Origin of the sequence: Streptococcus infantis (assembly GCF_047463315.1) — a bacterium.
Lineage (GTDB): Bacteria > Bacillota > Bacilli > Lactobacillales > Streptococcaceae > Streptococcus > Streptococcus infantis_AB.
The window spans coordinates 285,551-311,225 of the sequence record NZ_JASHEB010000001.1; the positions used below are offsets into that span (position 1 = coordinate 285,551).

At 38.2% G+C, this 25,675-nt stretch carries 26 protein-coding genes, 2 tRNA genes and 2 pseudogenes; 7 read left to right on the forward strand and 23 right to left on the reverse strand.

What is annotated here, in order from left to right; all coding sequences use genetic code 11:
- Positions 1 to 140: 140 nt before the first annotated feature.
- From QM857_RS01435 to QM857_RS01455, 5 genes and pseudogenes are all read left to right on the forward strand, one after another.
- Positions 141 to 1,088, forward strand: a complete 948-nt coding sequence (locus QM857_RS01435; protein ID WP_414274818.1) for a TIGR01212 family radical SAM protein — start codon at positions 141 to 143, stop codon at positions 1,086 to 1,088.
- Entirely contained in the window at positions 1,072 to 1,629 is a 558-nt protein-coding gene (locus tag QM857_RS01440; RefSeq protein ID WP_414274819.1) for a class I SAM-dependent methyltransferase, read from the forward strand. Before QM857_RS01435 ends, QM857_RS01440 begins: the two co-directional genes overlap by 17 nt.
- Complete coding sequence (locus tag QM857_RS01445) at positions 1,622 to 1,870, forward strand: hypothetical protein (RefSeq protein WP_414274820.1); 249 nt, start codon at positions 1,622 to 1,624, stop codon at positions 1,868 to 1,870. The genes QM857_RS01440 and QM857_RS01445 overlap by 8 nt, the downstream gene beginning before the upstream one ends.
- Before the next feature lie 17 nt (positions 1,871 to 1,887).
- Positions 1,888 to 3,942, forward strand: a pseudogene (locus tag QM857_RS01450) (cation:proton antiporter).
- A 37-nt stretch (positions 3,943 to 3,979) separates the two neighbouring features.
- Complete coding sequence (locus QM857_RS01455) at positions 3,980 to 4,843, forward strand: YihY/virulence factor BrkB family protein (protein ID WP_178895192.1); 864 nt, start codon at positions 3,980 to 3,982, stop codon at positions 4,841 to 4,843.
- A gap of 67 nt (positions 4,844 to 4,910) precedes the next feature.
- On the opposite strand, the gene QM857_RS01460 is transcribed toward QM857_RS01455, so the two are convergent.
- Together QM857_RS01460 and QM857_RS01465 are read right to left on the reverse strand one after the other, a co-directional pair.
- A complete protein-coding gene (locus QM857_RS01460; protein ID WP_049495570.1) occupies positions 4,911 to 5,852 on the reverse strand; it encodes an ATP-grasp domain-containing protein in 942 nt (313 codons plus the stop codon).
- A 13-nt stretch (positions 5,853 to 5,865) separates the two neighbouring features.
- A complete protein-coding gene (locus tag QM857_RS01465) occupies positions 5,866 to 7,116 on the reverse strand; it encodes a dicarboxylate/amino acid:cation symporter (protein ID WP_225750514.1) in 1,251 nt (416 codons plus the stop codon).
- A 245-nt stretch (positions 7,117 to 7,361) separates the two neighbouring features.
- Here QM857_RS01465 and QM857_RS01470 point away from each other — a divergent pair, with 245 nt between their 5' ends.
- Positions 7,362 to 7,721, forward strand: coding sequence for a DUF3397 domain-containing protein (locus QM857_RS01470; RefSeq protein ID WP_414274894.1), 360 nt, complete (start codon positions 7,362 to 7,364; stop codon positions 7,719 to 7,721).
- 120 nt (positions 7,722 to 7,841) lie between these two features.
- Positions 7,842 to 9,527: an N-acetylmuramoyl-L-alanine amidase gene (locus QM857_RS01475; protein WP_414274821.1), complete on the forward strand. Its 1,686-nt coding sequence runs from the start codon at positions 7,842 to 7,844 to the stop codon at positions 9,525 to 9,527.
- Between the two features lie 37 nt (positions 9,528 to 9,564).
- Here the strand turns inward: QM857_RS01475 and QM857_RS01480 are convergent, their stop codons facing one another.
- The 21 genes and pseudogenes from QM857_RS01480 to codY form a co-directional block, all read right to left on the reverse strand.
- A complete protein-coding gene (locus tag QM857_RS01480; protein ID WP_414253461.1) occupies positions 9,565 to 9,879 on the reverse strand; it encodes a hypothetical protein in 315 nt (104 codons plus the stop codon).
- 175 nt (positions 9,880 to 10,054) lie between these two features.
- Positions 10,055 to 10,127, reverse strand: a tRNA-Thr gene (locus QM857_RS01485).
- Between the two features lie 47 nt (positions 10,128 to 10,174).
- Positions 10,175 to 10,637: pseudogene (locus tag QM857_RS01490) on the reverse strand (GNAT family N-acetyltransferase).
- Positions 10,638 to 10,675: 38 nt separating this feature from the next.
- Complete coding sequence (locus QM857_RS01495) at positions 10,676 to 11,461, reverse strand: ABC transporter permease (RefSeq protein WP_414274822.1); 786 nt, start codon at positions 11,459 to 11,461, stop codon at positions 10,676 to 10,678.
- A 1-nt stretch (position 11,462) separates the two neighbouring features.
- Positions 11,463 to 12,281, reverse strand: a complete 819-nt coding sequence (locus QM857_RS01500) for an ABC transporter permease (RefSeq protein WP_303942392.1) — start codon at positions 12,279 to 12,281, stop codon at positions 11,463 to 11,465.
- 1 nt (position 12,282) lies between these two features.
- The gene (locus tag QM857_RS01505) at positions 12,283 to 13,275 is read right to left on the reverse strand and encodes an ABC transporter ATP-binding protein (RefSeq protein WP_414274823.1); all 993 of its coding nucleotides are present in this window, start codon (positions 13,273 to 13,275) and stop codon (positions 12,283 to 12,285) included.
- A gap of 293 nt (positions 13,276 to 13,568) precedes the next feature.
- Positions 13,569 to 13,976 carry a hypothetical protein gene (locus QM857_RS01510; protein WP_178895197.1) on the reverse strand — a complete coding sequence of 136 codons (408 nt, stop codon included), beginning with the start codon at positions 13,974 to 13,976 and terminating at the stop codon, positions 13,569 to 13,571.
- A 53-nt stretch (positions 13,977 to 14,029) separates the two neighbouring features.
- Positions 14,030 to 14,428: a hypothetical protein gene (locus QM857_RS01515; RefSeq protein WP_178895198.1), complete on the reverse strand. Its 399-nt coding sequence runs from the start codon at positions 14,426 to 14,428 to the stop codon at positions 14,030 to 14,032.
- A 37-nt stretch (positions 14,429 to 14,465) separates the two neighbouring features.
- Positions 14,466 to 14,813: a hypothetical protein gene (locus tag QM857_RS01520; RefSeq protein ID WP_414274824.1), complete on the reverse strand. Its 348-nt coding sequence runs from the start codon at positions 14,811 to 14,813 to the stop codon at positions 14,466 to 14,468.
- Positions 14,814 to 14,880: 67 nt separating this feature from the next.
- Positions 14,881 to 15,435, reverse strand: a complete 555-nt coding sequence (locus QM857_RS01525) for a histidine phosphatase family protein (RefSeq protein WP_178895200.1) — start codon at positions 15,433 to 15,435, stop codon at positions 14,881 to 14,883.
- Positions 15,436 to 15,490: 55 nt separating this feature from the next.
- Positions 15,491 to 16,420 (reverse strand): alpha/beta fold hydrolase, encoded by a 930-nt coding sequence (locus tag QM857_RS01530; protein ID WP_414274895.1) that lies wholly within the window; start codon positions 16,418 to 16,420, stop codon positions 15,491 to 15,493.
- A gap of 130 nt (positions 16,421 to 16,550) precedes the next feature.
- Positions 16,551 to 17,432: a class II fructose-bisphosphate aldolase gene (locus tag QM857_RS01535; RefSeq protein WP_001019005.1), complete on the reverse strand. Its 882-nt coding sequence runs from the start codon at positions 17,430 to 17,432 to the stop codon at positions 16,551 to 16,553.
- A 147-nt stretch (positions 17,433 to 17,579) separates the two neighbouring features.
- On the reverse strand, positions 17,580 to 18,899 hold the full coding sequence (gene vncS, locus QM857_RS01540; RefSeq protein WP_414274825.1) for a sensor histidine kinase VncS: 1,320 nt from the start codon (positions 18,897 to 18,899) through the stop codon (positions 17,580 to 17,582).
- Entirely contained in the window at positions 18,896 to 19,552 is a 657-nt protein-coding gene (gene vncR / locus QM857_RS01545; protein ID WP_414274826.1) for a response regulator transcription factor VncR, read from the reverse strand. The genes vncS and vncR overlap by 4 nt, the downstream gene beginning before the upstream one ends.
- Positions 19,553 to 19,622: 70 nt before the next feature.
- Complete coding sequence (vex3, locus tag QM857_RS01550; protein ID WP_414274827.1) at positions 19,623 to 21,002, reverse strand: ABC transporter permease subunit Vex3; 1,380 nt, start codon at positions 21,000 to 21,002, stop codon at positions 19,623 to 19,625.
- 47 nt (positions 21,003 to 21,049) lie between these two features.
- Positions 21,050 to 21,697, reverse strand: coding sequence for an ABC transporter ATP-binding subunit Vex2 (vex2, locus tag QM857_RS01555; RefSeq protein ID WP_414274828.1), 648 nt, complete (start codon positions 21,695 to 21,697; stop codon positions 21,050 to 21,052).
- A 13-nt stretch (positions 21,698 to 21,710) separates the two neighbouring features.
- On the reverse strand, positions 21,711 to 22,988 hold the full coding sequence (locus QM857_RS01560; RefSeq protein WP_414274829.1) for an ABC transporter permease: 1,278 nt from the start codon (positions 22,986 to 22,988) through the stop codon (positions 21,711 to 21,713).
- Positions 22,989 to 23,113: 125 nt separating this feature from the next.
- On the reverse strand, positions 23,114 to 23,725 hold the full coding sequence (locus QM857_RS01565; protein WP_414274830.1) for a CPBP family intramembrane glutamic endopeptidase: 612 nt from the start codon (positions 23,723 to 23,725) through the stop codon (positions 23,114 to 23,116).
- 283 nt (positions 23,726 to 24,008) lie between these two features.
- Positions 24,009 to 24,094 (reverse strand) — tRNA-Leu (locus QM857_RS01570).
- A 77-nt stretch (positions 24,095 to 24,171) separates the two neighbouring features.
- Complete coding sequence (locus QM857_RS01575; RefSeq protein WP_247921705.1) at positions 24,172 to 24,747, reverse strand: cysteine hydrolase family protein; 576 nt, start codon at positions 24,745 to 24,747, stop codon at positions 24,172 to 24,174.
- On the reverse strand, positions 24,747 to 25,535 hold the full coding sequence (gene codY / locus QM857_RS01580) for a GTP-sensing pleiotropic transcriptional regulator CodY (protein WP_016466100.1): 789 nt from the start codon (positions 25,533 to 25,535) through the stop codon (positions 24,747 to 24,749). The genes QM857_RS01575 and codY overlap by 1 nt, the downstream gene beginning before the upstream one ends.
- Positions 25,536 to 25,675: the final 140 nt, after the last annotated feature.

The window sequence follows — 25,675 nt, forward strand, 5'->3', positions numbered from 1 at the left end:
CTTGTTTGTGACTTAATTATACCACTTTTTATTTTTTTGTAAAGGCTTTTTTTAAAATTTTTTTCTGTCCAATCATTTCAATATCTCTCACTTATTTGCTGACTTTGAGTTTGCGAGTCTTTTCTGATATAATATTAGCTATGAAATCCTATAATACCTTGAATGATTATTATCGAAATTTATTCGGAGAAAAAACTTTCAAAGTTCCTATCGATGCTGGATTTGATTGTCCCAATCGTGATGGTACAGTAGCTCATGGAGGTTGTACTTTCTGTACGGTTTCTGGTTCTGGAGATGCTATCGTTGCGCCTGACGCTCCTATTCGTGAGCAATTTTATAAGGAAATTGACTTTATGCACCGTAAATGGCCAGATGTAAAAAAATATCTAGTCTATTTCCAAAACTTTACTAATACTCATGAAAAGCTCGAAGTGATTCGTGAACGCTATGAACAGGCTATTAATGAACCTGGTGTTGTTGGAATCAATATCGGTACACGACCAGATTGCCTGCCTGATGAGACTATCGAATACTTGGCAGATCTGTCAGAACGAATGCATGTTACTGTAGAGTTAGGTTTACAAACAACCTATGAGGAAACTTCTGAATTGATTAACCGTGCCCACTCCTATAAACTCTACGTGGAAACGGTTAATCGCTTGAGAAAATATCCCAAGATTGAAATTGTAGCTCATTTGATTAATGGTTTACCAGGTGAAACTCATGACATGATGGTGGAAAATGTTCGTCGTTGTGTGACTGATAATGATATCCAAGGGATTAAACTTCACCTACTTCACCTTATGACGAATACTCGGATGCAGCGAGATTATCACGAAGGTCGTTTGCAGCTCATGAGTCAGGATGAATATGTCAAGGTCATCTGCGACCAGCTAGAAATTATTCCCAAACATATTGTTATCCATCGCATAACAGGAGATGCACCTAGAGATATGCTGATAGGTCCTATGTGGAGTCTCAATAAATGGGAAGTTCTAAATAGCATTGAAGCCGAAATGAGACGTCGAGGAAGTGTACAAGGTTGCAAGGCTGTAAAACAGGAGTTTATGAATGAAAAGACCACTTGAAATAGCGCATGATTTTCTTGCCCAAGTCATTACCCCAGAGGATATTGTTGTGGATGCGACCATGGGAAATGGCCACGATACACTTTTTCTTGCCAAGTTGGCTAAACAAGTCTATGCTTTTGACATCCAAGAACAAGCTCTGGAAAAAACAAGTCAACGTATCCAAGAAGCAGGTTTGACCAATGTAGACTTAATCCTGCAGGGCCACGAAACTGTGGATCAATATGTGACAGAAGTCAAGGCGGCTATCTTCAATCTAGGTTATCTTCCTTCAGCTGATAAAAGCATTATTACCCAGCCACAAACAACCATTGAAGCACTGGATAAGCTTTGCCAAATGCTGGTTAAGGGAGGACGTATAGCCATTATGATTTACTACGGGCATGAAGGCGGAGATATCGAACGGGATGCAGTTATGGATTTTGTCAGTCAATTACCACAACAAGAATACACTGCCACTATCTATCGCACCCTCAACCAAATTAACAATCCTCCTTTTTTAGTTATGATTGAAAAGTTAGAAAGGTATCGACATGGATAAACAATACCTAAAAGACAAAATTGAAACTCTCCGGCACAACTTCGTCGAATCAACCCAACATGAACGTGCAGTTGGTATGTTAGATGAAGCCCATATGAGCAAGAAAATGTTGAAAATCAAGAAAAAAATGATTTCACTTGAAATGGAGCGTTGTCAGAAGAAAATCGAGCATAAGGACTGCTCGAAGATTGATCAAAAAATCCAAGAACAAAAGGAACTTTTTGAAGCTTGTCGCAAATAAAAATAAGGAGGTAGAAGATGAATTTACTTTTTTATCTCTTAGTATTTTTGCTAGTTCTTATTGTTTCTAGCACGACCAATAAACTTCTGCCCTTTTTACCCATGCCCCTGATTCAAATATTGTTAGGGATTGGAATTGGGCTTTGCTTACCCAACAACCAATATCACTTAGATACGGAGTTGTTTCTAGCTTTAGTCATTGGTCCACTACTCTTTCGTGAAGCTCAAGAAGCAGATGTAACCTCTATCTTAAAGCACTGGAGAATCGTTCTCTACTTGATTTTCCCAGTTATCTTTATATCAGCTCTGAGCATGGGTGGACTCGCTCATGTCCTTTGGGCTAGCCTACCATTAGCAGCCTGTGTAGCAGTTGGTGCTGCCTTAGGGCCTACAGACCTAGTTGCCTTCGCTTCCCTTTCTCAACGTTTTTCCTTTCCAAAACGGGTTTCTAATATCTTAAAAGGGGAAGGTCTTCTTAATGATGCTTCTGGTCTAGTAGCCTTTCGTGTGGCTCTCATCGCTTGGACAACAGGAACATTTTCGCTCACCCAAGCCGGAACTTCATTAGCTATTTCCATTGTTGGAGGTTTTGCAGTCGGCTTTATAACAGCCCTAATCAATCGCTTCCTCCATACCTTTTTACTTAGTGTCCGCGCAACAGATATCGCAAGTGAGCTCTTGCTAGAACTCAGTTTGCCCCTCTTGACATTTTTCATAGCTGAAGAGATTCATGTCTCAGGTATTATCGCCGTTGTAGTCGCTGGGATTTTGAAAGCCAGTCGTTTCAAAAAAATCAACTTGCTTGAAGCCCAGGTTGATACTGTTACCGAGACTGTCTAGCACACTGTAACCTTCATGCTCAATGGTTCTGTCTTTGTCATTCTTGGGATGGAACTGGAAATGATTGCTGAACCAATTCTTAAGAGTGCATTTTACAACAAAGTGCTTCTCTTAGTCAGCGTTTTTCTCTTGACCTTCCTACTCTTTGCCATCCGCTTTGTGATGATCTACGGCTTTTACGCTTTTCGGATTAAGAAACTTCATAAAAGCTTAGATAAGTATGTCAAAGATATGCTTCTCCTTACCTTTTCTGGCGTCAAGGGAACTGTATCCATTGCCACTATCCTTTTGATACCGTCTAATCTAGAACAAGAATATCCTCTTCTTCTCTTCCTCGTAGCTGGTGTAACACTTGTCAGTTTCCTTACGGGATTACTGGTACTTCCACACCTTTCCGAAGAGAAAGAACCATCTAAGGATCAGCTCATGCACATCGCTATCTTAAATGATGTCGCCATGGAGTTAGAGAAGGATTTAGAGAACACAAAAAACAAGGTTCCACTCTATGCGGCTATTGACAATTATCATGGACGTATTGAAAATCTCATCCTCAGTCAGGAGAACAAGGAAATCCAGGAAGACTGGGAAGCTCTCAAACTACTGATTCTCAGTATCGAGAGCGATGGTTTGGAGCAAGCCTATGAAGAAGGCAAAATCGGCGAAAGAGGATATCGTGTCTACCAACGTTATCTGAAAAGCATGGAGAAAAATATTAAACGAAACTTCGCTTCTCGAATAACCTACTACTTCCTTGTTTCTATTCGGATTATACGTTTTCTCCTACACGAGTTGCTTACATTTGGCAAAACCCTTCGTTCCTTGAAGAACAAAGAAACCCAAAGACTTCTGGCCATTGACTATGACCAGATTGCTGAACTCTACCTAGCCAACACTGAAATCATCATCGAAAGTTTGGAAAACCTTAAAGGGATTTATAAAAGTTCTCTGATCAGCTTCATGCAGGAATCTCGTCTCCGTGAAACCAGTCATATTACGAGTGGCGCCTTTGTGGAACGGGTTATCAATCGTATCAAACCCAATAACATCGCTGAAATGCTTAGAGGTTACTACCTTGAACGTAAGTGTATCTTTGAATACGAAGCTCAAAAACTCATCTCAGCTCAGTATGCCAAAAAGCTACGCCAAAATGTCAATAATTTAGAAACCTATTCCTTAAAAGAATCTGCTAATACCTTACCTTACGATATGATGGAATTAGTTCGAAGAAATTAAAGTCTATACAAAACAAGAAAAACTGGAGGTTTGTGAAATGAAAAAGTTGTGGAAACAGCTGAACGATAGACCATTATTAAAAGCTTTTTTACACTACTATCAAGCCTCTGATAGCGAGCTAACCAGCGTTGCTGTTGCCTACTATTGGTTGATTTCAATCTTCCCTTTACTCATGATAGTGGTCAATATCTTACCCTACTTTCAAATTCCCATCTCAAACTTTCTATTAACCATCAAGGAATTTTTACCAGATACAATCTATGAAGTTGTTGCAAAGATTGTCAGAGAAGTTCTGACTCAACCATCGACAGGTTTACTGAGTTTTGCTATCTTATCAGCTCTTTGGACTTTCTCCAAATCCATGAATTTTCTTCAAAAGGCTTTTAATAAAGCCTATGGAATCGCAAAAAATAGAGGAATTATCTCACATCAGATGATGAGCCTCTTAGTTAGCTTTGGACTTCAAATTCTCTTTGCGCTTGCATTATTCCTTAGTATGTTTGGCCATATGTTATTGGACCTGCTTAAAAACTACTGGAAATCCGAGAGTGCTCTGTTTTCTTATCTACAAGATTTTACAGGACCGCTGATCTATGCCTTTCTTTTTGCTACCGTGATTATGCTCTATTATTTCCTACCAAATGTTAAAGTAAGTAAGATTCGCTACGTCATACCTGGAAGTCTCTTTGTACTAGTTACGACGATTGCTTTATTAAACATCTTTGCAGCTTATTTCAACAATTATGTCAATTATCTCGTTGACGTCAGATTTTTCAGTTCAATCGTCGTTGTTGTTATGATGTTCTGGTTCATTATCATTGCCAAGATATTAATCATCGGTGCCGTCATCAATGCCAGTGTTCAAAGTCTAAAAGACCCGGACTTTAAAGCAAATCAATAAGATTTCACCGATTACACAAATCGATCCCCCAGTCATTTAATACTGGGGGATTTTTGAATTTCCTGCTTTATTGTCCACTAGTCAGGGCTTGCAATTCTGTTTTTAGATACTGAGCCAAGTGTTGGTGGGCAAAAATAGTGGCATTTTTTTCTGCGGTAGGATTGTAGTTGGTGTTGGTATTTACATCATAGACATAAATGTCTCCACTCTCTGATTGAACCCATTCAATCGCCGCAACTTCAATCTGAGCATTTTTCAAGAAACTTTCATAAGCTTCTCTCCGGTCATCTGGTAGAGGTTCTGTAATCTGGAATTTTTCAGACGTTTCTAGTTGCTCTGGTCTCTTGCCGATTTGGCAACCATCTGCTGGACAAAGTTGGAAACCATCTGAAGAATCGATCGAAACAGTATAGAGGAATTTTTGATTGATAAACTCTGAACGACGGATACGTCCATCACTTGGCTTGATGTAGGCTTGTAACAAGGTAATCCCGTCCACTGATGGTTCAAAGAGAGGGCTATTGACATAAGTTGCCAGTTCCTCTTCATTTTGGAAGAGTTGAACGCCTAATCCCTTACCTGCACGATTGTGCTTGGTAATCAAAGGATAAATGTTTAATTTTCTTGCCGCTTCAATAATGTTTTCTTGACCCAAAACTGCAACTGTTGCAGGAGTCTCGATACCAGACTCGTTTAACTTCAAATATTGTTTGATTTTACTAATTTCAAGGTTGATAGCACCGGTACCATTCACAACTTTGCGTCCGTGTGCTTCTAACCAAGTAATCACTTGCTCTGTAAATTCTGGCGCATAACGATGTCCTCTTGTGTGTGAAGAGGCAGACATACGATTGTAAAAGATACCTTGCGGCGGTGGGCTTTGCAAATCTAAAATCCCACTAGACAAATCCCATAGTTCATAAGGGACTTCTAATTCTTCCAACCATTTCACTAAATGTTGAGTCCATTCTAGATTCTCATGAATCACATAAACTTTTGCTTCACTCATTATTTATATCTCCTTAAGAAAAGCTGACTGATAATTGGCTTTCCTTTTCTTCTTCTAAAATATATCCTTCTGTTTTTTCGATAACGCTGACTGTTAAGATTTGACCTAAAACATTGATCATGGTACGGCCTGCATTGACAAAGAAATCAACTGCAAAAATCAAGGCCACTCCTTCAACTGGCAAGCCCAATTGAGGTGCTGCAGCTAATAGAACTACGATAGCTCCTGATGGCACAGTTGCTGCAGTTTTTCCAATCAAAGTCAACAATAAAACAGTAAACAAGAGACTTGATAAAGAGAATTGAATACCATAGGCGTGGGCGATAAAAATTGTCGCTACTGAGAAATAAACCGCTGCTCCTTCTAAGTTAAAAGTATATCCTAAAGGAACAACTAAATCAATTGTATGCTCGTCATGCCCCTGTTTTTTCAAATCTTTAAGAAGTGATGGCAAGACCACACTCGAACTACCCGTAACAAAGGCCAGAGTCAAGAGACTCCAATTTTCACGAAAGGCTGATAAATACGGTACTTTAAAGAAGAAAGCAATCAAAGGGAAAATAAGGAGAACCAAAACAGCATAAGCCAGATAAGTTCCAATTACAAACTGACCAAGCCCAATCAACTTGTCGACACCCGTAGTTGCAACATCTTTAGCGATAAATCCAAAAATACCAATCGGTGATAGTTTGATAATTACTGCAACAATCTTGTAAATGGCTTCAATCCAGATTTGGAAACCTTCGATAATCTTCTGAGATTTATCAGACTTAAGATTCCCAATTCCGTAACCAAGAAAGATTGCAAAAACGATAATTGGCAATAGAGCGCCATCTGAAAGAGATTTAACGATATTTGAAGGAATGAAACCAAGCAAAAATTCGCTGAACTTGACATTGTTAGCAATCCCATCAAGGTTTCCACCAGTTTGACCGATATTCACTCCTTGACCAAATCCTAAATAGTAACTAGCAAATACAAACAAAAGAGTAATGGCAGTTGTTACGGCAAAAAAGTAAACCAAACTCTTGGTCAAGATTTTTCCGAAAGATTTTTTTCCGATAACTCCAGCTACTGCAACAACGATGGTTGGGAAGATTAGCGGAATGATAACCATATTGATCAATTTAATAAAGGCTTGTCCTAAAAATTGATAAAAGCCTGCAAATTGTGGCCAGATAAGGGCAGCGATAACACCCAAGACCAAAGCCACCAATAATTGAATGCCCAGTGAGAGTTTTGACCATAAAGTAACTAATTTCATAAGAAACTCCTTTGTTTTATTTGCTACTCATTCTACTACTATTCTTCTCTCCTGGCTAATATATATTTTTTATTGTCACCATAAAAAAGATTTATCATGAAGGTTCAAACTACTCTCGTTTTGCAGTGCGAATCTCATTGATGCTCAACTTAGTATAAAAAATCAATTTCTAAACAAGAATTTTTAGAAAAACACTGTTAAATCAAGGAATATGCTTTTCTTTTATTCAAATTTTATGATACAATATTGTTATGATTTTAATGAAACTCGCTTCTGTCTTGCTTTTGGTACTAACCTTGGCTTTGGCTATTATCTTTAGTAGATTTTTAAAGTTAAAGAAAAAGGGGATTAACTTTGCAGATTTGGCTTTTCCTTTTCTGATTTTTGAATACTATTTAATCAGTGCAAAGGTTTTTACCCATAATCAACTTCCCATTTTGGGGGCAGCCCTATCTTTGCTAGCCATCATTCTAGCCTTTTTCTTTTTAAGCAAAAAACGTAGTTTTTATTATCCAAAATTCCTTAAATTCTTTTGGAGAGCTGGATTTTTACTAACACTGCTCATCTATATCATCATGATTGTTCAAATTTTCATGATGAAATAGTCAACTATTACAATATAGCTCACCAGCACCTCGATCTTGGTCACTAAATGTTCCGTCTGAGGCGCTTTTCTAATGAGATTTTTAAAAAAGATTATAAAAAATGTATAGGAGATAAATCAAGTGAAAAAAACGCTCTTGGCAAGTGCCATTACGCTTACTTTTCTAGGATTTACAACAAATCCAGCTTTAGCTGAAGAAAATAACCTACAAACTACTACAGCAGCAACGACTCAAGAGACTACAACTGCAAATAAAGTAGAGAATAACAAACCTTCAACCAAGGAAACTCTTCCTTCAACAGAGGCAAGTTCAAGCCTGCCTACAACATCTACTACAACTCCAAGTACAAGTTCAGACAAAAAAGAAGAGACAAAAGCGCCAGAAGTCAAAAAAAATGGTTGGGTATTTGAAGAAAATATCTGGCGCTTCTATGAGGCCAACAAGGCTGCTGTCAATTGGAAAAAAATTCAAGGAAAATGGTACTACTTCGATAAGGACGGTATCATGCTCAGTGATACGATTTATGATGGATACATCCTGACTAGTAGCGGGGGTATGGTCGATAGTGGCTGGGCTAAAATTAAAGATAAATGGTATTATGCTAATCCATCTGGAAAAATCGTTAAACAAGACTGGAAAAAGATTGGTGGAGTTTGGTACTACTTTGATAAAGACGGAATCATACTCAGCAACACTATTTTTGACGATTATATCTTTACCAATAGTGGGGCTATGGCCGAGAGCGCTTGGGTCAAACAAGATGGTAAATGGTACTATGCCCAAGCTTCTGGCAAATTAAGTAAAAATAAGTGGGATAAAATTGGTGGTACTTGGTACTACTTTAATAAAGATGCCACTATGGCAAGTAATCAATGGCAAGGGAGCTACTACCTAAAAGCTAGCGGTGCCATGGCTGAGAAAGAATGGATTTTCGATAAAGGCTATAATAGTTGGTTCTACTTAAAATCAGGTGGTACTTATGCAGCACGTGAATGGATTGGTTCATACTACCTCAAGTCAGGTGGTTACATGGCTAAGAGTGAATGGATCGATGACAGCTATTACAATGCCCGTTACTATCTAGATGAAAATGGTGTCTATGTCACAGGAACTCGTAAAATCGATGGAAAAGCACATCAGTTCCAAAGTAATGGAAAATGGATTGGTGAAGTTCCAGTAAGTCGTGGATTTGAAAAAGGAAAATACACATATACCGTTTTCTTAGACCCAGGACACGGCGGAAAAGATCCAGGTGCTGTTTATTATAACACGAATGAAAAAGACCTCACCATGCAAGTTTATCAAAAACTACGCAAAGAGCTAGAAGGTCTTGGTTATACCGTTCTTTCTTCTAGAGATAGTGATGTCTATGTAGACTTTGTCACTGAACGTTCAAAAATGGTCAACAATACAAACTCAGATATCTTCATTAGCATCCACTTCAATGCTAGCGGAAGCCCTGCTTCTAACCGTTCTGGTATTCAGACCTATTCTTACGAAGAAGCTGCTGGCTATCCTTCTCGGATTAATTCATACTGGCATAACCACCCTGATCGTATTAGTGAAAGCAATCGCCTTGCTGCTGATATCCACTCTTCTCTTCTAGCTGAAACAGGTGCTAAGGATGCAGGCCTCCTCCAAAGTAGCTTTGCTGTCCTTCGAGAAACGGATAAACCAGCTGTTCTATTGGAGCTTGGTTACATTGACAATTTCAACGAAAACCAACAAATTCGTAGCGATGCTTACCAAAATAGATTGGTGGCAGGTATTGTCAAAGGTATTCAAAAATATTACGCAGGCAAATAAAGAAAAAACCTCGAGAAATCTCGAGGCTTTTTTTGTATTATGCTTCTTTCTTATTAGCGTCAGGAAAGAGAAATCCAATTCCCACACAAGCTAGCACACCAGCACCGATTACTAAACCACTTGAAAGTGGCAAGATATCAAGAATGGCATTGGCGATGATAAAGGCAATAATCAAGCTCATGAGACTGGCCTTATAATCTTTCTTGACTAGATTTTCAAGAGTGAAAAATAGAAATAGACCTACTGGAAAGAGTGCCCAGATGTTAACATCCAAACTTGGCCATCCAACTAAACCAAAAAATAAGACTGCTGCTGCAACGACTAAAAATCCGATACCTAATACTTTTTTCATGATATTACCTCATTTTCTATTTTGTTAGGAAGCTTTATCTCCCCTTGACAGTTACTACTATAACAGAAATAAAAATCGCATACAATAGCTTTTGCCTATGTGGTAGTCATGATAGACTATGTGGTCAAAATCTTATTAAAAGAAAAAAAGAAGTCCAAGAGGACTTCTTTCACACTGCCGATTGCAGGGATCGAACCTGTGACCTACGCGTTACGAGTGCGTTGCTCTACCAACTGAGCTAAATCGGCGATTACCCTTATAGTATAGCACTATAAGGAAGGATGTCAAGGAATTCTTAACCCATCTTTTTAATCAAAATCTGACAAGGATTTTGAGACCCCCAAAGTTGTGGAAAAATCTCTAATTTTTTAAAGCCAAGACTGCGATAAAAGACATTTGTTCGGTCATAATCTTTATTAGAGCCTTCTGCTACTGTTTTCACTTGTAAATAATCAACGTTTTTGCGTGCTTCACTTTCAAAAGCAGCAAGCAATTGACTCCCAATTCCTCTACCTTGATAAGCTTTTTTTTACACCGATACAATCAATCTCTGCACAATCTTCACTAGAATAGGACAAGCTTACAAAGCCAAGCAAATTACTCTCCTGAAAGGCGGCCCACACCTGCAAGTCCTTGGCTCCTTCGATGTAGGCTTGCGTGCTTTCTGGTATTCCAAACCATTCTGGCAAATCCTTTAAAACCTCAGCGACAACTGCCATTTTTTTCTCTTCATCCTTAACTTCTTTAATAACAAGCATCATAAGTTCCTTTCTTGATTTTACTCTTACTTTAGCTCTTACGAACCTGCACTTTCGTAAGCGTCTAATCCCCTATCCCAGAGTTTCAGAGAGATGCAAAAAAAGATAAGAGAAATCAGAATCAAACCACCAATATTAAAGAAGACATCCTTGCCCTGCAAGAAATAGCTGGCAGGATAGTAGGCCGTAAAGGCGAAAGGTACAATAAAGCTAATTAACCAACGAAGGAGCGAATTGTAAATGGAAATCGGGTACTTGGCAAAATCATTAAACATATAGAAAATGTAAATCATGGCACCTGACTGCTTGGTCCAAAAAGCGATGCTGGCTGTTGCAATTTTCAAGGAAGTATAAATCAAGGTCGCAAAAGGAATACAAACTAGAAAAATCAGGAATTTGGGAAGAGTCCAAGCAATGCTAGTCGCCGTTGTCGCTAGTAAAATTCCACCGACCAAAAGTTCACCCAAGGCATCAATCTGAAAGGTCTCAACGAGGATGTGAAAGAGAGGATTGATAGGACGAGTCAGATACTTGTCAAACTCCCCTTTTCGAACTAGTCGTTGACCTAAAGCCCAGAGATTGTCAAAAAAGAGATGATCTAATCCCTTTGGAATTGAGGAAAATCCATAGATAAAGGCAATCTCTTGAAAGGTCCAACCTTCTAGCGAGGGGATGTGTTGAAAGATGACATTGAGAAACAAGAGGTTCAGGCCTTGAGTCAGAAAGACTCCCAACACACCAACCACAAAATCTACCTTGTATTCCATGATTTGCTTGATGTACTGTCTGATAAAAATCAGATGCATACGTTGATATTTTTTCATCCTAACCTCCCTGAATGGTGATAAATGACTGGACTCGTTTCCAAATCAATTGAGACAAGCCCACCATCACTATAAGCCAGAAAAGCTGAAGCAAAAGTGCTTGAAGAATCTGACTGGTATCGTATTTCCCAACAATGATCATGACTGGAGTGTAAATTAAGGATGAAAATGGCAAGAAGGAGAGAATATCTGAAATGACCTTTGGAAAAAAAGCCAAAGGAATCAAACTTCCTGACATAAAGGATACTAGTGAAGCCTTAAATACTTGAGAACCCCATAAATTTTTAAACACAAATGCTGAAAAACCAAAACAGATATTAAAGAAAAAGTTAATCAGATAAGCCAGCGTTAAGCTAAAGAGATAAAGAATCGTTAATCCCAGTACTTCTACAATACCTTGCCCAGATAAGATTTTCATCAAAACAATGACACTTAAAAATGGCAGTCCAACAGAGATAAAAATCAACCACTTGGAACCAAGCTCGGTGAAAAGATAAGAGGCCGCAAAATGGACTGGTCTTAATAAGCGCATGATAATAGAGCCATCTTTTACCTCATCACCGATCATAAAGGAGCTATCTGACTCAGTTAATAAATTAGTCACAAAACTCATGATGATATAGAGGGTGATATCCGCCATACTGAAGCCCTGAATCAAAGGCTCTTGCGAGGAATCAAAGACAGCCTTCCAGAGATAAAATTCCACAAAAGCCCCCATGACATCGCCAATCCGATAAAGAAGAAAGTTTACTCGATAGGTAATCAACTCCTGAATCCCCGCATTGATAAAGGGTTTATAACGTCTCCACAATTTGACCATCTTAGAGCTCCTTTCGATAGAAGCGACGGATAATATCTTCAATATCCGTATCTACCATCTTCAAATCACGGACTTCAAAATCAGATAAGGTTTGCTTGATAATATCAGCTGATTGGTAGCGGGAACTATCGAATTCAATATTGAGAGTATTTCCTTGTCTATCAATGGACATATCAGGCAAGCCCTCATAATGAGAGACGAGATGACTTTGACCTGGCACCAGTTCAAAGGAAAGAGTCTTCATCTTGCCAAAGGTCTCCTTGAGCTGGCTCACCGTCCCATCAAAAATCTCCTGCCCCTTGTCAATCATAAAAATCCGATCACAGAGTTGCTCAATATCGCTCAGGTCGTGAGTGGTCAAAAGAATAGTTGTCTCTTCCTCCTGATTAATCTGGGTGATAGCACGTCGAATGTTATCCTTGACCGACACATCCAAACCAATAGTCGGCTCATCTAAAAAGAGAACTTTGGGATTGTGAAGCAAGGAAGCCGCAATATCCGCCCGCATCCGTTGACCCAATGAAAGAGTCCGCACAGGATCCTTGATAAATTCCTTCAAATCCAAAACTTCATTCAAAAAGTCCATACGCTTATGGAAAAGCGAGTCTGGCACATCGTAAATCTCCTTCAAAACCGTGTAGGTCTCTTGCAGTGCCAAATCCCACCATAGCTGGGTGCGTTGTCCGAAAACGACTCCAATATCCTTGACATAATCTTGGCGATTGTCCTGGGGAATCTTGCCGTTAATCCGACAATGACCAGATGTGGGCTTCAAAATTCCCGTCAGCATTTTGATAGTTGTCGACTTCCCAGCACCATTTGCCCCGATAAAGCCTAAAATCTGCCCCTTGGGTACTTCAAAAGTCAAATCCTTGACCGCTTCAAAGGTCTGCTTTTCAGGATGAATAAAGGAACGCAAGGCTCCCTTTAACCCCGGCTCCTTAACTGTCTTCACAAAATTTTTCTGAAGATGTTCCACTTCTATCATTGCCATATCTATCTCCCTATCGTAAGAAGCAACATTGTATTTTTGACTACAAATATTCTAAATCCTTACTTTCTACACTTTTTCAATATTATTACAGAAGGCTTTATACCAACCTATTATAATCTAATAAAAATAGGAATGCAAGCGTTTGCTTATTGATTATGAAATTAGAGATTTCTATCTTAAAATGATGCTTTTAATCAAAAATTATGTTTATTAGTTTCCTTAAAACACCCAAAAAAACTGCCTTCTTTTTCAACATAAGAAAAGATAAAAAGGTGATGCTGCATCACCTCCCTCTACCAAGTTAAGTCTTCAATCATGCTTCTTACTTGTGAATCAAGAGTCTTATTCTTCTTCAGTTCTCCAACCAAAGCCTGAATCTGCCGGACTAGATTTGGATCATTGTCATTATAGCATCGATGAAGCATCCAGATGTTATGCACAGTTGGACTTTTTAGAACTGACTCCATCAATAATTCCTCATAGCCTTGATGATAAAATCGCTCCACAAAGTGAACCAACTCACCTGGAGCTCCAAAATCTACTTCTGGATGTTTGGAAATAAAGTCTAAGACGGGGTCAACCAAATCAAAGGGTTGAGGGTAAGCCTCCATGGCATCTACAATCTCGTCAGCTAACTCAAATTCTTGGTCTTCAGTAATTGAATCATGCAAAGCAACTAACATATCATCTTTAGTAAGCATCTGATTCTCCTTTTCAACTGTTCAATATCATTATTCGTTTTCGAACTTCTTCTTCACTCATCAAACCTTGTTCGTAAGTAGTTTTCAAACTCCTTTTGGGATAAATCACTAGGAAGTTCAAACACATACTCATAGCCTTCATCACAAAAGCAAACTTTCTCTTCAGGTGGAAACCATTTCCGAAGCCAGATGATATAGGAGGCATAATCTTGTAACCTGTTCGTTGAATCAAAGTAATCAATCACAAAAACATTTTTCTTGCTACTCAAAGAACTTTCCAAGGTAAGCTGAGGACTTTGATAATCCCAAGAAAGCGAGTAAGCTTTTTCAGGATTCGTCCTTTCTCTGATCAAAATACCTGGGAATTTTTCTCTCAAAGAAGTACGAAAGGCTTGTAAATCTAGGAATATGGGGTCTTTACTCTCAATAAAGACAAAATCAGCAGTACTCATCAGTCTCTCTCCTTCTTTTTAAAACTGAAAACAGACCTTAACCATCAATGGCAAAATTCTCCAGACTCTCAAATGCCTGCCCCTGATAGTCAAAAGAAAAGATATGAATATCATCAAAAGTTTGATCGCAGAAAGTAACGGTTTGTCTTTCTGGCTCGATGATGGGTCTACCCAATTTTTCAGTAGCTTCTTCATCTGTGAAATACCCATAAAATTCTTGTAAATGAGGCAGTATAAAAGCAAGAATACGAGATCTATTTTTATGGTAATTGGCTGCAAGCAACTGAGCTTCCATCTCAAAGTTTCCACTTGGTTTTTCTTCCCAAGCTACAAGAACATTATCTACTTCATGAACGTAGGCTTGCAAGGACTGATCGAATATCATGGCTATTTTCCCTTCTATTCTATTTACAATAACAGAAAATAAAAATCACATAGAGTGAGCTAAATGATTACCTAAAAGTATCTGGCATAATTCTTTTCACACTCTCATCTTTGTCCACTAGAAAGCAATCTGGAAAGGTCATCTGTTCCCATTTTTTATAATCAAAACTTGAATCAAAATGATTGATTAAGATTCCTAGCAAATTTCCATGAGAACTCAGTAAAATGGTTTTATCTGAATACCTTTCTTCCAAGTCCGCAAATAAATCTAAAATTCTATTTAATGCTTCTCGATTGGACTCGCCTCCAATGAGAGATTTATCTGGATTTTGCCATAAATATTGAATTGTTTCTTCAAACTCAGAATCTTCAATAAATTTTGAGGATAATTTTCTTTCACGTAGACGATTATCAAGCACTATCTTATCAAATCGAATGGGAGAACTATTAACGGTCTCAAAAGCTCGCTTATAAGGGCTTGAAATAAAGTAATCTATTTTACAAGCATTTAAAAACTCCAACTGTTCAAGAGAAGAAAATCCTTTTTCCGACAATGTTCTATTAAAATCATCACTCGAGAATCTTGAATGAGCATGTCTAAGTACAATATAAGTGTTCTTCATAAAATGTCACCTCTCAATTATTGGCATCCGTTCAAAATAACTTTCTAAATCACAGTTACTCTGTTAAAAATTCTTCAATTCGAGAAACAAGTTCATTATTTTGATAATGATAGAGGTCGTGAGGCGCATCCATATAGATGACTTGAACATTAGACTGACCACTAGCAAATCTCTCTGCATAATGCTGCCATTCTGATTGGCTAAAGCTAGTACCATCACCGTTAGAAACCAGTAATAAGGTTGGAATTTTCGGATTAATGCTAGATGGAACTTTCTTGGCATTTTCCTTTACCAAACGTGATTCATGAAGCATGGCTTGTGACATCAACTGCTTATATGCTAGTAATTTATATTGTTGTCGTTCAGTTTCAGTCAGAGTTGGATTTTTTATATAAAAGGACTCTGGGAAATAGCGTAATAAGCCAATCTTACTGCTCCAATAAGCCACAGTAAGCAAGGCCTGATTATCCTTTAAATCCTCATAACTTGCTGGTAATGCCCAATCCAGACCAACCAAGGCTTTCACTTCATCAGGATACTTCTCCTGCCAAGCCAGACTTTCAAGACTAGCCATTGAATGAGACAGAATGATAAAAGGTCCTGATATATTTGCCTGTGATAGAGCTTGACGTGTCTCAGACAAAACTTCCATCACGTCTCTGGATTGATTACTATCCTCGCTATAACCATAGCCAGCTCTCTCGACTATGACAATTTTATATTTTTTTGATAGGGAATCTGTTAGATTTTTAAAGTCTAATATAGGTGAAGCAATTCCAGCACCTGATAGAACTACTATTGTCTCTGGACCATCCCCTTCAACGTAAACATTCATTTGATGTCCATTGACGAGAACTGTTTGCCCTATAGGTGTCAATGAAGATTCTTCATTTTCCAAACTGATACGATGAAAGATAAATGTCCCTACTAAAAACAAGATAAGGAAACTAAGAAGGACAAGGGCTGATTTTTTCAGTATTTTCATAGCATTATTGTACAAAAATTAGACTCTTTTAGCAACTTAAGTTTAAGAATTTTCCTGTATAATCTGTATATATCCAGAAACAAAAAACCCACCTTCACAGGCGGGTTTCATTTTGTATTGTTCAGCTAGATTAAGCTTTACCTTCTGAACCGAATACGTCGATACGTTCTTCAACTGATGCTTGGATAGCTTTTACACCGTCAGCCAAGAATTTACGTGGGTCGAAGAGTTTCTTCTTATCGTATTCTGCTTCGTTTGCTTCGTAGTCACGAGCAAATTTACGAGTTGCGTTAGCGAATGCGATTTGGCATTCAGTGTTAACGTTAACTTTAGCAACACCAAGTTTGATAGCTGCTTGGATTTGGTCGTCAGGAATACCTGATCCACCGTGCAATACGATTGGGAATCCTGGTACAGCTTCAGTCAATTTTTGCAAGTGGTCAAGGTGAAGACCTTTCCAGTTTGCAGGGTAAGGACCGTGGATGTTACCGATACCTGCAGCCAAGAAGTCGATTCCTGTAGCAACCATTGCTTTAGCGTCTTCGATTGGTGCCAATTCACCGTCACCGATGATACCGTCTTCTTCACCACCGATAGTTCCAACTTCAGCTTCTACTGATACACCATTTGCGTGAGCAAATTCTACAACTTTACGAGCTTTTTCAAGGTTTTCTTCAACTGGAAGGTGTGAACCATCAAACATAACTGAAGTATAACCAACTTGAATACACTCAAGTGCATCTTCGTAGTGACCGTGGTCAAGGTGGATAGCTACTGGTACAGTGATACCCATTGATTCTACAAGGTTAGCGATCAAGTTGCGAGCAACTTTGTAACCACCCATGTATTTAGCAGCACCCATTGAAGTTTGGATCAAAACTGGAGCTTTTTTAGCTTCTGCTGCACGCAAGATAGCTTGAGTCCACTCAAGGTTGTTTGTGTTAAATCCACCAACTGCATAACCATTGTCACGAGCTGCTTGGACAAATTTTTCTGCTGAAACGATTGCCATTTTATCAGGCCTCCTGTATATTTTTATGGGATATCCCATTTACATTGTTCATTTTATCACTTTTTGACAAAAAAAGCTAGTTTTTCCTGTAGTTTAGATTGAATTTCTTCTATCTAAAAATATGTAACCCTCCTCAAAGTCCTAATCTTACAGGTCTTTAGGTAGGTTCATATAAAAGGCTAAGTGGTCTTCATAGCGTTCAAATCGATAGTCAATTTCTTCGTTTTCCAATAAACTTTTAACTACGAATAGTCCCAAGCCAGCTCCCTTACTTTGTCGACTAGAAACCGTAAAGGATTGTTCAAACTTATCTTGCTCCTCAGGTGTACAGGCGTTCTCAATGAAAACCCAGCCATCTTCTGTCCCAATTTTTAGATAACCACCCTGAACAGAGTGTTTCACAGCATTACTGATAAGATTGGAAAGAATCAGCTTGAGTACCGAAGGATTTAGATAAGTTTGTTGGTCTGTGAGTTGATTCACAACTGAGATTTCCCTCTCTTTGGCTAATAAATCATAATCCTTTAAGAGAAAACCTGTCATTTCAAGAAGGTTGATTTTTTCCTTTTTATCTCGCAATTCTTGCACTGAAGAAAGGGATAAGATTTGCTGGATATGGTGACTCAAATCATCCACGATACCCAAAGAAACTCCTAGATAATGGTCTCGATCTTTATAGCGTCCAATATTGGCTTTCATATTCTCCAGAAGAATCTTCAGACTAGCTAGAGGTGTTTTCAGTTCATGGGAGGCACCTCGTAAAAATTCGACCTTCATCTTTTCTAACTGGAGGATGGCCTCATTTTTCTCATGTAGATCGGCAATAACAGTCAAGAGGTGTTGATAGAGGCTATTGATTTGTTCTTTAAGATCGCCAATTTCATCCTTAGAATCCACGCGCAACCTCACTTCTGCATCCAAATCCATCATCCGTCGAGTCACTCGTTTGATTTCCAAAATAGGAGCAACAATGGTTCTAGCATAGATAAAGGCGATGAGGAGCGAAATGATGAAAGACGCTAATAAAGTATAAGGCAGAAATTGAAGACTGATATCTTCTGCTTCTTTCTGCAAATCCATAGAAGCTAAAAACTGCAAGGTCATCGTCTGACCATCCTTAGTTTGAACTTCTCTTTCCTCAATAACCAAGGAGGCCGTTTGTCGTTGTTTATCAATGGGAAGATTATCATTGACTTCCAACTTATCCTGAGTCATCTCCCCCTTAACAGCTCCCTTAATATCACTGCTTTTAGAATAAAGTTCAAGGACTTCCTGAATAGCTTGACTATCTTTGCCTTGGAGAGACTGGGCAATTTCTGTAGCCTTTTGCCCGATGCTTTCCTGACGGTGACTGAGATAGGTCGGAGGAAAGAGAAAATAGATGGCCAAATGCAAACAAATGACCAAGGTAGAAAATACCGAGAAGGTATAGAGAAAAATTTTTTTAAATAAACCTGAACGTCTCATTTTCTCTCCAATTTATAACCAACATTGCGTACGGTAAGAATACAGTCTAAATCCAATTTTTTCCGTAGTTCCTTGATATAGACATCGATCACTCTGTCAAAAGGAACTTCATCTGTCATCTTCCATACAGCATCGATAATCTGCGACCGTGTTAAGGCTCGACCTTCATTTCTAACCAGATAGTCTAAAATTTCCAGTTCTTTTGCATTCACTGCAACTTCTTGACCAGCTACTTTAGCGCTATAGCTGTCAAAGTCTACCTCGGTGTCCCTATAGGTAAAAATACGACCGGTATCATAATAACGTTTAAAGATAGCATCCACTCGTACTTTTAACAAAGATAGAGAAAAAGGCTTTTCCAAATAACCATCTGCTAATGCAGCAAAGGCACTCATCTTATACTCCTCATCCTGAAAGGCAGTTAACATCAAGACCGGAACTTGGCTGCTTTTACGGATTTCTGACAAAACCTCTAAACCATTGAGTTTCGGCATTTGGATATCTAAGAGAACCAAGGCAACTTGGTGATTGGAAAATTGTTCTAAGGCCTCAAGGCCATCTGCTGCCTGAATGGTTTCATAGCCACAATCCGTCAAATAGTCACCAATTCCCTCGCGAATCATATCTTCATCTTCTACAATTAGAATTTTCATATAAATCCTTTTCTATCAAAAATGCTACCTATATTATATCTCATTTGAGTGAGAATAGGTAGCAGGTTTTTTATTCACTATCTATCAAAAGTTCTTTTGGTTGTTTAAAGAGAAGATTACTTGAAGCAAGTGCCATAACTAGTACTACTAGAACCAAGCCAAGTACAAAGATGATAGCAAAGTCTGTGGGTTGAATGGAAATATCCAGACTTGAAAGTGTCTTACTAAAGCCATCAACTTCTGCACCACCACCAAGATTAGAGGCTTGGGCTGCCTTACTAGCCTGCTTAGCCACATCTGATGTGACATTGGCAAGAACAGTATTTCCAATGGCACGAGCAGTATAGTTAGCTAAGAAGTAAGCTGAAATTAGTGCTGGAATTGCAATCATAACTGCTTCTGTGATAAATTGTCCTAGAATACTTGCTTGTTTTAGACCAATTGAAAGGAGAATTCCAACCTCTTTACGACGGGCGTTAATCCATAGTGTCAGTAAGAGAGCCAGTAGAAGAACAGAGAAGCTCAAGCTACCCCAGAAGAGAAGATTAGCCATCTTGTACATGCCTGAGATAGATTGTTCAAGGGCAGGATAGTTAGATGAACTCTTAATCAAGCTATACATCTTCCAGTTGATGCCATTGATAGACCCTAGTTCTTTCATGACAGTATCTAGGTTCTTATCTCCAGCCACAAAGAAGGTAGCATCTCCATAAATAGCTGTATCTTCTGTATAACCATAGAGTTGGGCAGCTGTGTGAATATCTGTGATAGCTGTATTCTCATAGAGTTCTTGTGAGTAGGTTACAGCAGATTTGTTATGTCCATCAAAAAGTCCTTTGATCGTTACTTCTACTGTTTCCTTGGCTCCTTTTTCATTATCTGCATCGTAGATATTGGAATTCAGTTTGACCTTATCTCCTACCTTCCAGCCATGTTTAGCAGCTAAGTCTTTGTGCATGAGAATCTGGTATTTGTCATCGTTTGTTAAATGCTCACCTTCGACTAGTTTGTATGAGCCTGACACAAACTTGTCTTCTTTAGAAGAGTCATTGACTCCTGTTATCATCAAGCTACTTCCAAAACGTTGAGCTCGATCTCCAGTTAAATTTTTCTTGGTTTCAGGCGTTTCAATCAGTTCATAGCCTGTCAAATCACCGATAGCATTAATCCGTTTGATGTAGGATTCAATGGCCTTGTTCTCCGTAATTTTTTTGATATCTTCACCCTTGATATTCCCCGCACCACGTGGAGTACCTTGATTGACCCTGCGGTTGATTTGCATGGAGAAACTATTGGTGATATTTTTAAAGGTTTCTTGAGAAGCCTTGGCTGTCGCACCCTTGATAGATAAGCCGACCAAACTCAAACTAGCCATCAAGAGAATGATAAGAAAGATCACAAGCGACTTAAAAAATTTTCTTGTGACATAGGCAAATGCGTTGTGTAACATAAGATTCCTTTCTAGATTTACTTCCGTTTTTAGTATGTTTAAAAGTTTTAGTTGCTATTTTTTCTTGTTTCAGTCAGTTTCTTATCCTTCAATTCAAGTGTAATATCTGATGCTTGTGCTACTTCCTTGCTGTGGGTCACAACGATCACACACTTGCCTGTTTTCTCAGCGAGAGATTTGAGCAAATAGATGATATCCCCAGCAGTCTTAGGATCCAAGTTTCCTGTTGGTTCATCTGCTAAAATCACTGGTGCTTCCGATACAAGGCTACGAGCAATGGCAACCCGTTGCTGCTGCCCTCCTGATAATTGGAGAACGTTCCGCTTGATTTGACTTTCATCTAAACCAAGTTCAAGAAGGGTATCCTTGCTAGCTTTTTTATTAACCAAGCGGATATTTTCCAATGGAGAAAGATAATCAATCAAGTTATAGTTTTGGAAAACTAGCGAGATATGGTGCATGCGATGATAAGAATAACCTTGTTCACGAATATCCTTGCCTTCGAATAAGATAGCTCCTTCGACTGGGCTATCAAGTCCTGCTAATAGAGATAAGAGTGTGGATTTCCCAGCTCCTGATTCTCCGATAATACTATAAAACTTACCAGGTTCAAAATCGTAATTGATTTTATATAATACTGCTTCTGCAGTGTTTTTATAACGATAAGTAAGATCTTGTAATTGTAGTAAAGTCATGATTTCTCCTTTATTAACTGATGGATGATAAAATTTCTTTCGGTGATTTTCTAAATAAAAATAGGAAACAAAGTGCAACTGACAAGCAGCTAATTATAAGTAGGAAAATATAAGATTCTCCAAATGATAGAAGACTTGTTGAAAGATTCGTTGCTTTTGATAGAGTGTCTTGTAGTGCAACTTGGTCGCCACTTGCTAGTACAGTCTTCAAGAGATAGGAAGTAATGGCATTCCCAGCCACAAATGCAGGCAGAATAGATGCCAATGAAACTAGGATGACTTCCAGACAGAATTGGCTAAAGATTGCTCCTTTTCCCTTACCTAGTGCCAATAGAATACCAACCTCGTAGACTCGCTCTCGTAACCAAAGTGACAAGACCAAGATCAGCGCTCCTACACCAGCAATCATAATGCCATAGAGGAAAATCTGTAGGAAGGTTTGAAAGGTCGAAACTGAATCCTTGATTTGTTCAAAAGCCTTATTTTCCTTTTCAACTTGATAACCTTTCGTTTCCAGAGATAACTTTTCAACCTCTTGAATGATACTATCCATATCTTTTGGATTTTCTAGATAGAAACGAGCGGCGCTAACTTGAGCTTCCTTATTTCCAAGAAGAGTTTGGCTACTTTCGTAGTCTGTATAGACCGTATTTTCACTAAAATCTGAACTAAGACCGGTAAATTTCTCTTGCTTCTGACCTGAGAAAATACCCACGATTTCATAGTCTTGATTTTGTCCAGAACTAGCTTCTACTTGTCCAGGACTTAAGTTGATCTTATCTCCTAGCTTTAGATTGTTTTTCTTGGCTAAATCTTCGTGGATTAAGATTTTTTTACGATCCCCTTTTTCGATATGTCTTCCTTCTTTAAGGGTAAAGGCGGAACTTGTAAAAGAAACATCCTTGGAAGAATCTTCCAAAGCAATTAAACTGATGAGATTTTTTTCAGCCTCTGTCAAATCATCCCTTTGGATACTTTGTTCTCCAGTAACCACTTCTTTGTCAGTCAATTTAGCTATTGTCTCAAGCTCTGGGGAAATCTCCTCAAGACCTTTTATCTGTTTAAGCTCGTTTAGTTGAGACAGTTGAAAAGTCTGATCTACTTCTATTCTTTTAATAGAAAAAGACGTATTCAATGAGCGATAGAGATTATTTTCTACTGTTTTGTTGGACTTCATGAGCGTCAAACAAGCCGATATTCCAGCCAATAAGACAAATAAAATCAAGAATAATATGAGACTTCTCAGTCGTTTTCTGCTGACGTAAGCCCAAGCTCTTTGAGTGGGATTCATATAGCACCTCCATATTTGTAAAACTATTATAATATTCAAATATGAAATGTTTATGAAATAAGAAAAATTTCTGAAATAAAATAAGCCAGTATTTCTACTGACTTTATATTTATAAATCACCCAGATTAAAACAGAGAAAATGCAGCAACTAAACCAGACAGGATGTTAGCTAGTGCATGTATGATCCAACTTGTTAAAATGGACCCTCCAGCTTTCTTTTCATTAACAAAACCAAGATAAGCTGCTATTGCTCCAGTAAAAAATATAATGAAAAAAGTGACTTCTAAACTTACTACTGAAGCAAATAATACTCCATGAAGCAATCCAAAAGCGATAGCCTGTATCGTATTTGCAAAGACAAACGGCATGTGATTTGCCATTCGTTTCAGTAGAAATCCTCTAAATAGCAGTTCCTCTGGCAAAGATGTTTGCAAAATACTGTAAATTAGAATACTTGGTAAAGTCTTATAACCCATACCAGAAAAATCCGAAGTAGCCGTTTCTATACTACGTGTTAGAGGAAAGACAAACATATAAAAAATAGTAAACAAGAGAAATCCACCAATTATCCATGAGATCAGATCAGAATCTTTAACCCTTTTAATAGATTTTAAACCAATCCATTCCATAAATGGGATTTTCCCCCTCACAGTCACAAACCACCAGATTGAAGGTAGTAAAATAATAAAGAGAATTTGAATAAAGGCACTTATGATTCGTTGAAGTTCATTAACCATCGTAATCCTCCTTTACATTTTTGAAATACCTATTTTAAATCAGGAAATACAAGTCTTTAACTATGAAAGCATTCCCAATAATAACCATTATAAACTAGGATAGATTAAACTTTTCTACACTACTCTCTCTATTTTTTTAATACTGAACTATTTGCCATCTTTTCTATCTATATTATAGCACTTTTTAAAAGAAAACAAAAAACATACAAAAAAACTAGCTTGTATGTTTTTCACTATACCTATTTCAAAAAATAAAAAGCTAGCCAAAGCTAGCTCACTACTATGCGGAGAGAGGGACTTGAACCCTCACGACCTAAAGCGGTCACAGGATCCTTAGTCCTGCGCGTCTGCCAATTCCGCCATCCCCGCGTCGATTACTTTACTAGTATATCAACTTTGAAAAAAAATGTCAATACTTTCTTCAGATTTTTTCATCTTGAAATGTATTATTCTGTAATTTCAAGCAAATTTTCATCAACCAATTTCGCACCAAGTGTATTCTTGAAATGTCCAAGTGCAAAGGCATGATTTTCAGGCCAAATGGATGCTACTGCTGGTTTCACAACTTCTATCTGATAACCAAGATTATAGGCATCAATCGCCGTATGCAAGACACAGATATCTGTAAGAACTCCTGTCAAAATGACTGTATCTACCCTACGCTCTCTGAGACGGATATCCAAATCTGTTCCAGAAAAGGCCGAATAGTGACGTTTGTCCATCCAGAAAACACGACTATCATCAGCATATTCCTGATAGAACTCGGCTAGTTTGCCATACAAGTTTCGTCCACTAGTCCCAATAATATTATGTGGCGGGAATAGTTTACTTTCAGGATGAAAAACATCATTTTCTTCATGGGCATCGATGGTAAAAAAGATATAATCTCCACGTTCAAAAGCCTTTTGGGTCACCCCATATATATCATCAGATATTGCTTGAGCAGGAGCGCCCGCAGTCAGTTTCCCATGATCTGCTACAAAATCTTCTGTATAGTCAATAGAAATTAGTGCCTTAGCCATTAATAGTCCCTCTTTTTCACTTCTTCAAAAATATCTGGAATGAGAACTTTGAGATAGGTTCCTTTCATACCAAGAGAACGACTCTCAATAATCCCTGCCGATTCGAGTTTACGAAGGGCATTAACAATTACAGAACGAGTGATACCGATACGGTCTGCAATGACTGAAGCTGTTAATTGACCTTCATTACCATTTAATTCAGCTAGAATAGCCGATACTGCTCTAAGTTCAGAGTAAGAAAGTGTATTGACCGCCATAGTTACAGCCGTACGACGACGAATGTTTTTCTCATCTTCTTCACGTTGGAAGTTTAAGAGTTGAATTCCTACTACTGTACTGGCAATCTCAACCAGAATCAAATCATCTTCTTCAAACTTCTTATCATTACGCCAAATAATCAATGAACCCAAGCGAATACCAGAGACATGGATTGGAGCAATCGTTGTCAAACCATCTGGGAAATCAGAACGACTCTCAGTTGGGAAAATTGTCAAATCATGCTCTACTGGAAGATTGGCCTCCGTATCGTAGATCATGTTCGCACCTTGCACATAATCTTCTGGGAAAGTCTTTGATTGGAAGAATTGCTCTACTCGGTCATTATTAGTTTTGTAGCGCATAAAGTAGCCCAACAAACGACCCTTGCTATTCACAATACAAGCGTTACAGTCAATAATATCTGCTAGTTGACGTGTAATGGCATTATAAGGAAGCTCATCTTGTAATTGCTCCTCCGAACGCTTTAAAATTGATGTGATTTTTCTTGTTTTTTCTAATAAATGTGCCATTTTTTACCTCGCATATAATCGCTTTCATTATATCATAAAATTCTGACTACTTCAACAATTATCTGAAAATTGTTTATTGAATTGCAATTCAAGTGTATTCGAAAATTTTTCCTATTTTTTATAATTTTCTTATTGACAGC

Bases quoted from the DNA above. Each gene is read 5' to 3' on its own strand.
- QM857_RS01435 (WP_414274818.1), top strand. From the start codon at position 141: ATGAAATCCTATAATACCTTGAATGATTATTATCGAAATTTATTCGGA.
- QM857_RS01440 (WP_414274819.1), top strand. From the start codon at position 1,072: ATGAAAAGACCACTTGAAATAGCGCATGATTTTCTTGCCCAAGTCATT.
- QM857_RS01445 (WP_414274820.1), top strand. From the start codon at position 1,622: ATGGATAAACAATACCTAAAAGACAAAATTGAAACTCTCCGGCACAAC.
- QM857_RS01455 (WP_178895192.1), top strand. From the start codon at position 3,980: ATGAAAAAGTTGTGGAAACAGCTGAACGATAGACCATTATTAAAAGCT.
- QM857_RS01460 (WP_049495570.1), bottom strand. From the start codon at position 5,852: ATGAGTGAAGCAAAAGTTTATGTGATTCATGAGAATCTAGAATGGACT.
- QM857_RS01465 (WP_225750514.1), bottom strand. From the start codon at position 7,116: ATGAAATTAGTTACTTTATGGTCAAAACTCTCACTGGGCATTCAATTA.
- QM857_RS01480 (WP_414253461.1), bottom strand. From the start codon at position 9,879: ATGAAAAAAGTATTAGGTATCGGATTTTTAGTCGTTGCAGCAGCAGTC.
- QM857_RS01495 (WP_414274822.1), bottom strand. From the start codon at position 11,461: ATGAAAAAATATCAACGTATGCATCTGATTTTTATCAGACAGTACATC.
- QM857_RS01500 (WP_303942392.1), bottom strand. From the start codon at position 12,281: ATGGTCAAATTGTGGAGACGTTATAAACCCTTTATCAATGCGGGGATT.
- QM857_RS01505 (WP_414274823.1), bottom strand. From the start codon at position 13,275: ATGGCAATGATAGAAGTGGAACATCTTCAGAAAAATTTTGTGAAGACA.
- QM857_RS01510 (WP_178895197.1), bottom strand. From the start codon at position 13,976: ATGCTTACTAAAGATGATATGTTAGTTGCTTTGCATGATTCAATTACT.
- QM857_RS01515 (WP_178895198.1), bottom strand. From the start codon at position 14,428: ATGAGTACTGCTGATTTTGTCTTTATTGAGAGTAAAGACCCCATATTC.
- QM857_RS01520 (WP_414274824.1), bottom strand. From the start codon at position 14,813: ATGATATTCGATCAGTCCTTGCAAGCCTACGTTCATGAAGTAGATAAT.
- QM857_RS01525 (WP_178895200.1), bottom strand. From the start codon at position 15,435: ATGAAGAACACTTATATTGTACTTAGACATGCTCATTCAAGATTCTCG.
- QM857_RS01530 (WP_414274895.1), bottom strand. From the start codon at position 16,420: ATGAAAATACTGAAAAAATCAGCCCTTGTCCTTCTTAGTTTCCTTATC.
- QM857_RS01535 (WP_001019005.1), bottom strand. From the start codon at position 17,432: ATGGCAATCGTTTCAGCAGAAAAATTTGTCCAAGCAGCTCGTGACAAT.
- vncS (WP_414274825.1), bottom strand. From the start codon at position 18,899: ATGAGACGTTCAGGTTTATTTAAAAAAATTTTTCTCTATACCTTCTCG.
- vncR (WP_414274826.1), bottom strand. From the start codon at position 19,552: ATGAAAATTCTAATTGTAGAAGATGAAGATATGATTCGCGAGGGAATT.
- vex3 (WP_414274827.1), bottom strand. From the start codon at position 21,002: ATGTTACACAACGCATTTGCCTATGTCACAAGAAAATTTTTTAAGTCG.
- vex2 (WP_414274828.1), bottom strand. From the start codon at position 21,697: ATGACTTTACTACAATTACAAGATCTTACTTATCGTTATAAAAACACT.
- QM857_RS01560 (WP_414274829.1), bottom strand. From the start codon at position 22,988: ATGAATCCCACTCAAAGAGCTTGGGCTTACGTCAGCAGAAAACGACTG.
- QM857_RS01565 (WP_414274830.1), bottom strand. From the start codon at position 23,725: ATGGTTAATGAACTTCAACGAATCATAAGTGCCTTTATTCAAATTCTC.
- QM857_RS01575 (WP_247921705.1), bottom strand. From the start codon at position 24,747: ATGGCTAAGGCACTAATTTCTATTGACTATACAGAAGATTTTGTAGCA.
- codY (WP_016466100.1), bottom strand. From the start codon at position 25,535: ATGGCACATTTATTAGAAAAAACAAGAAAAATCACATCAATTTTAAAG.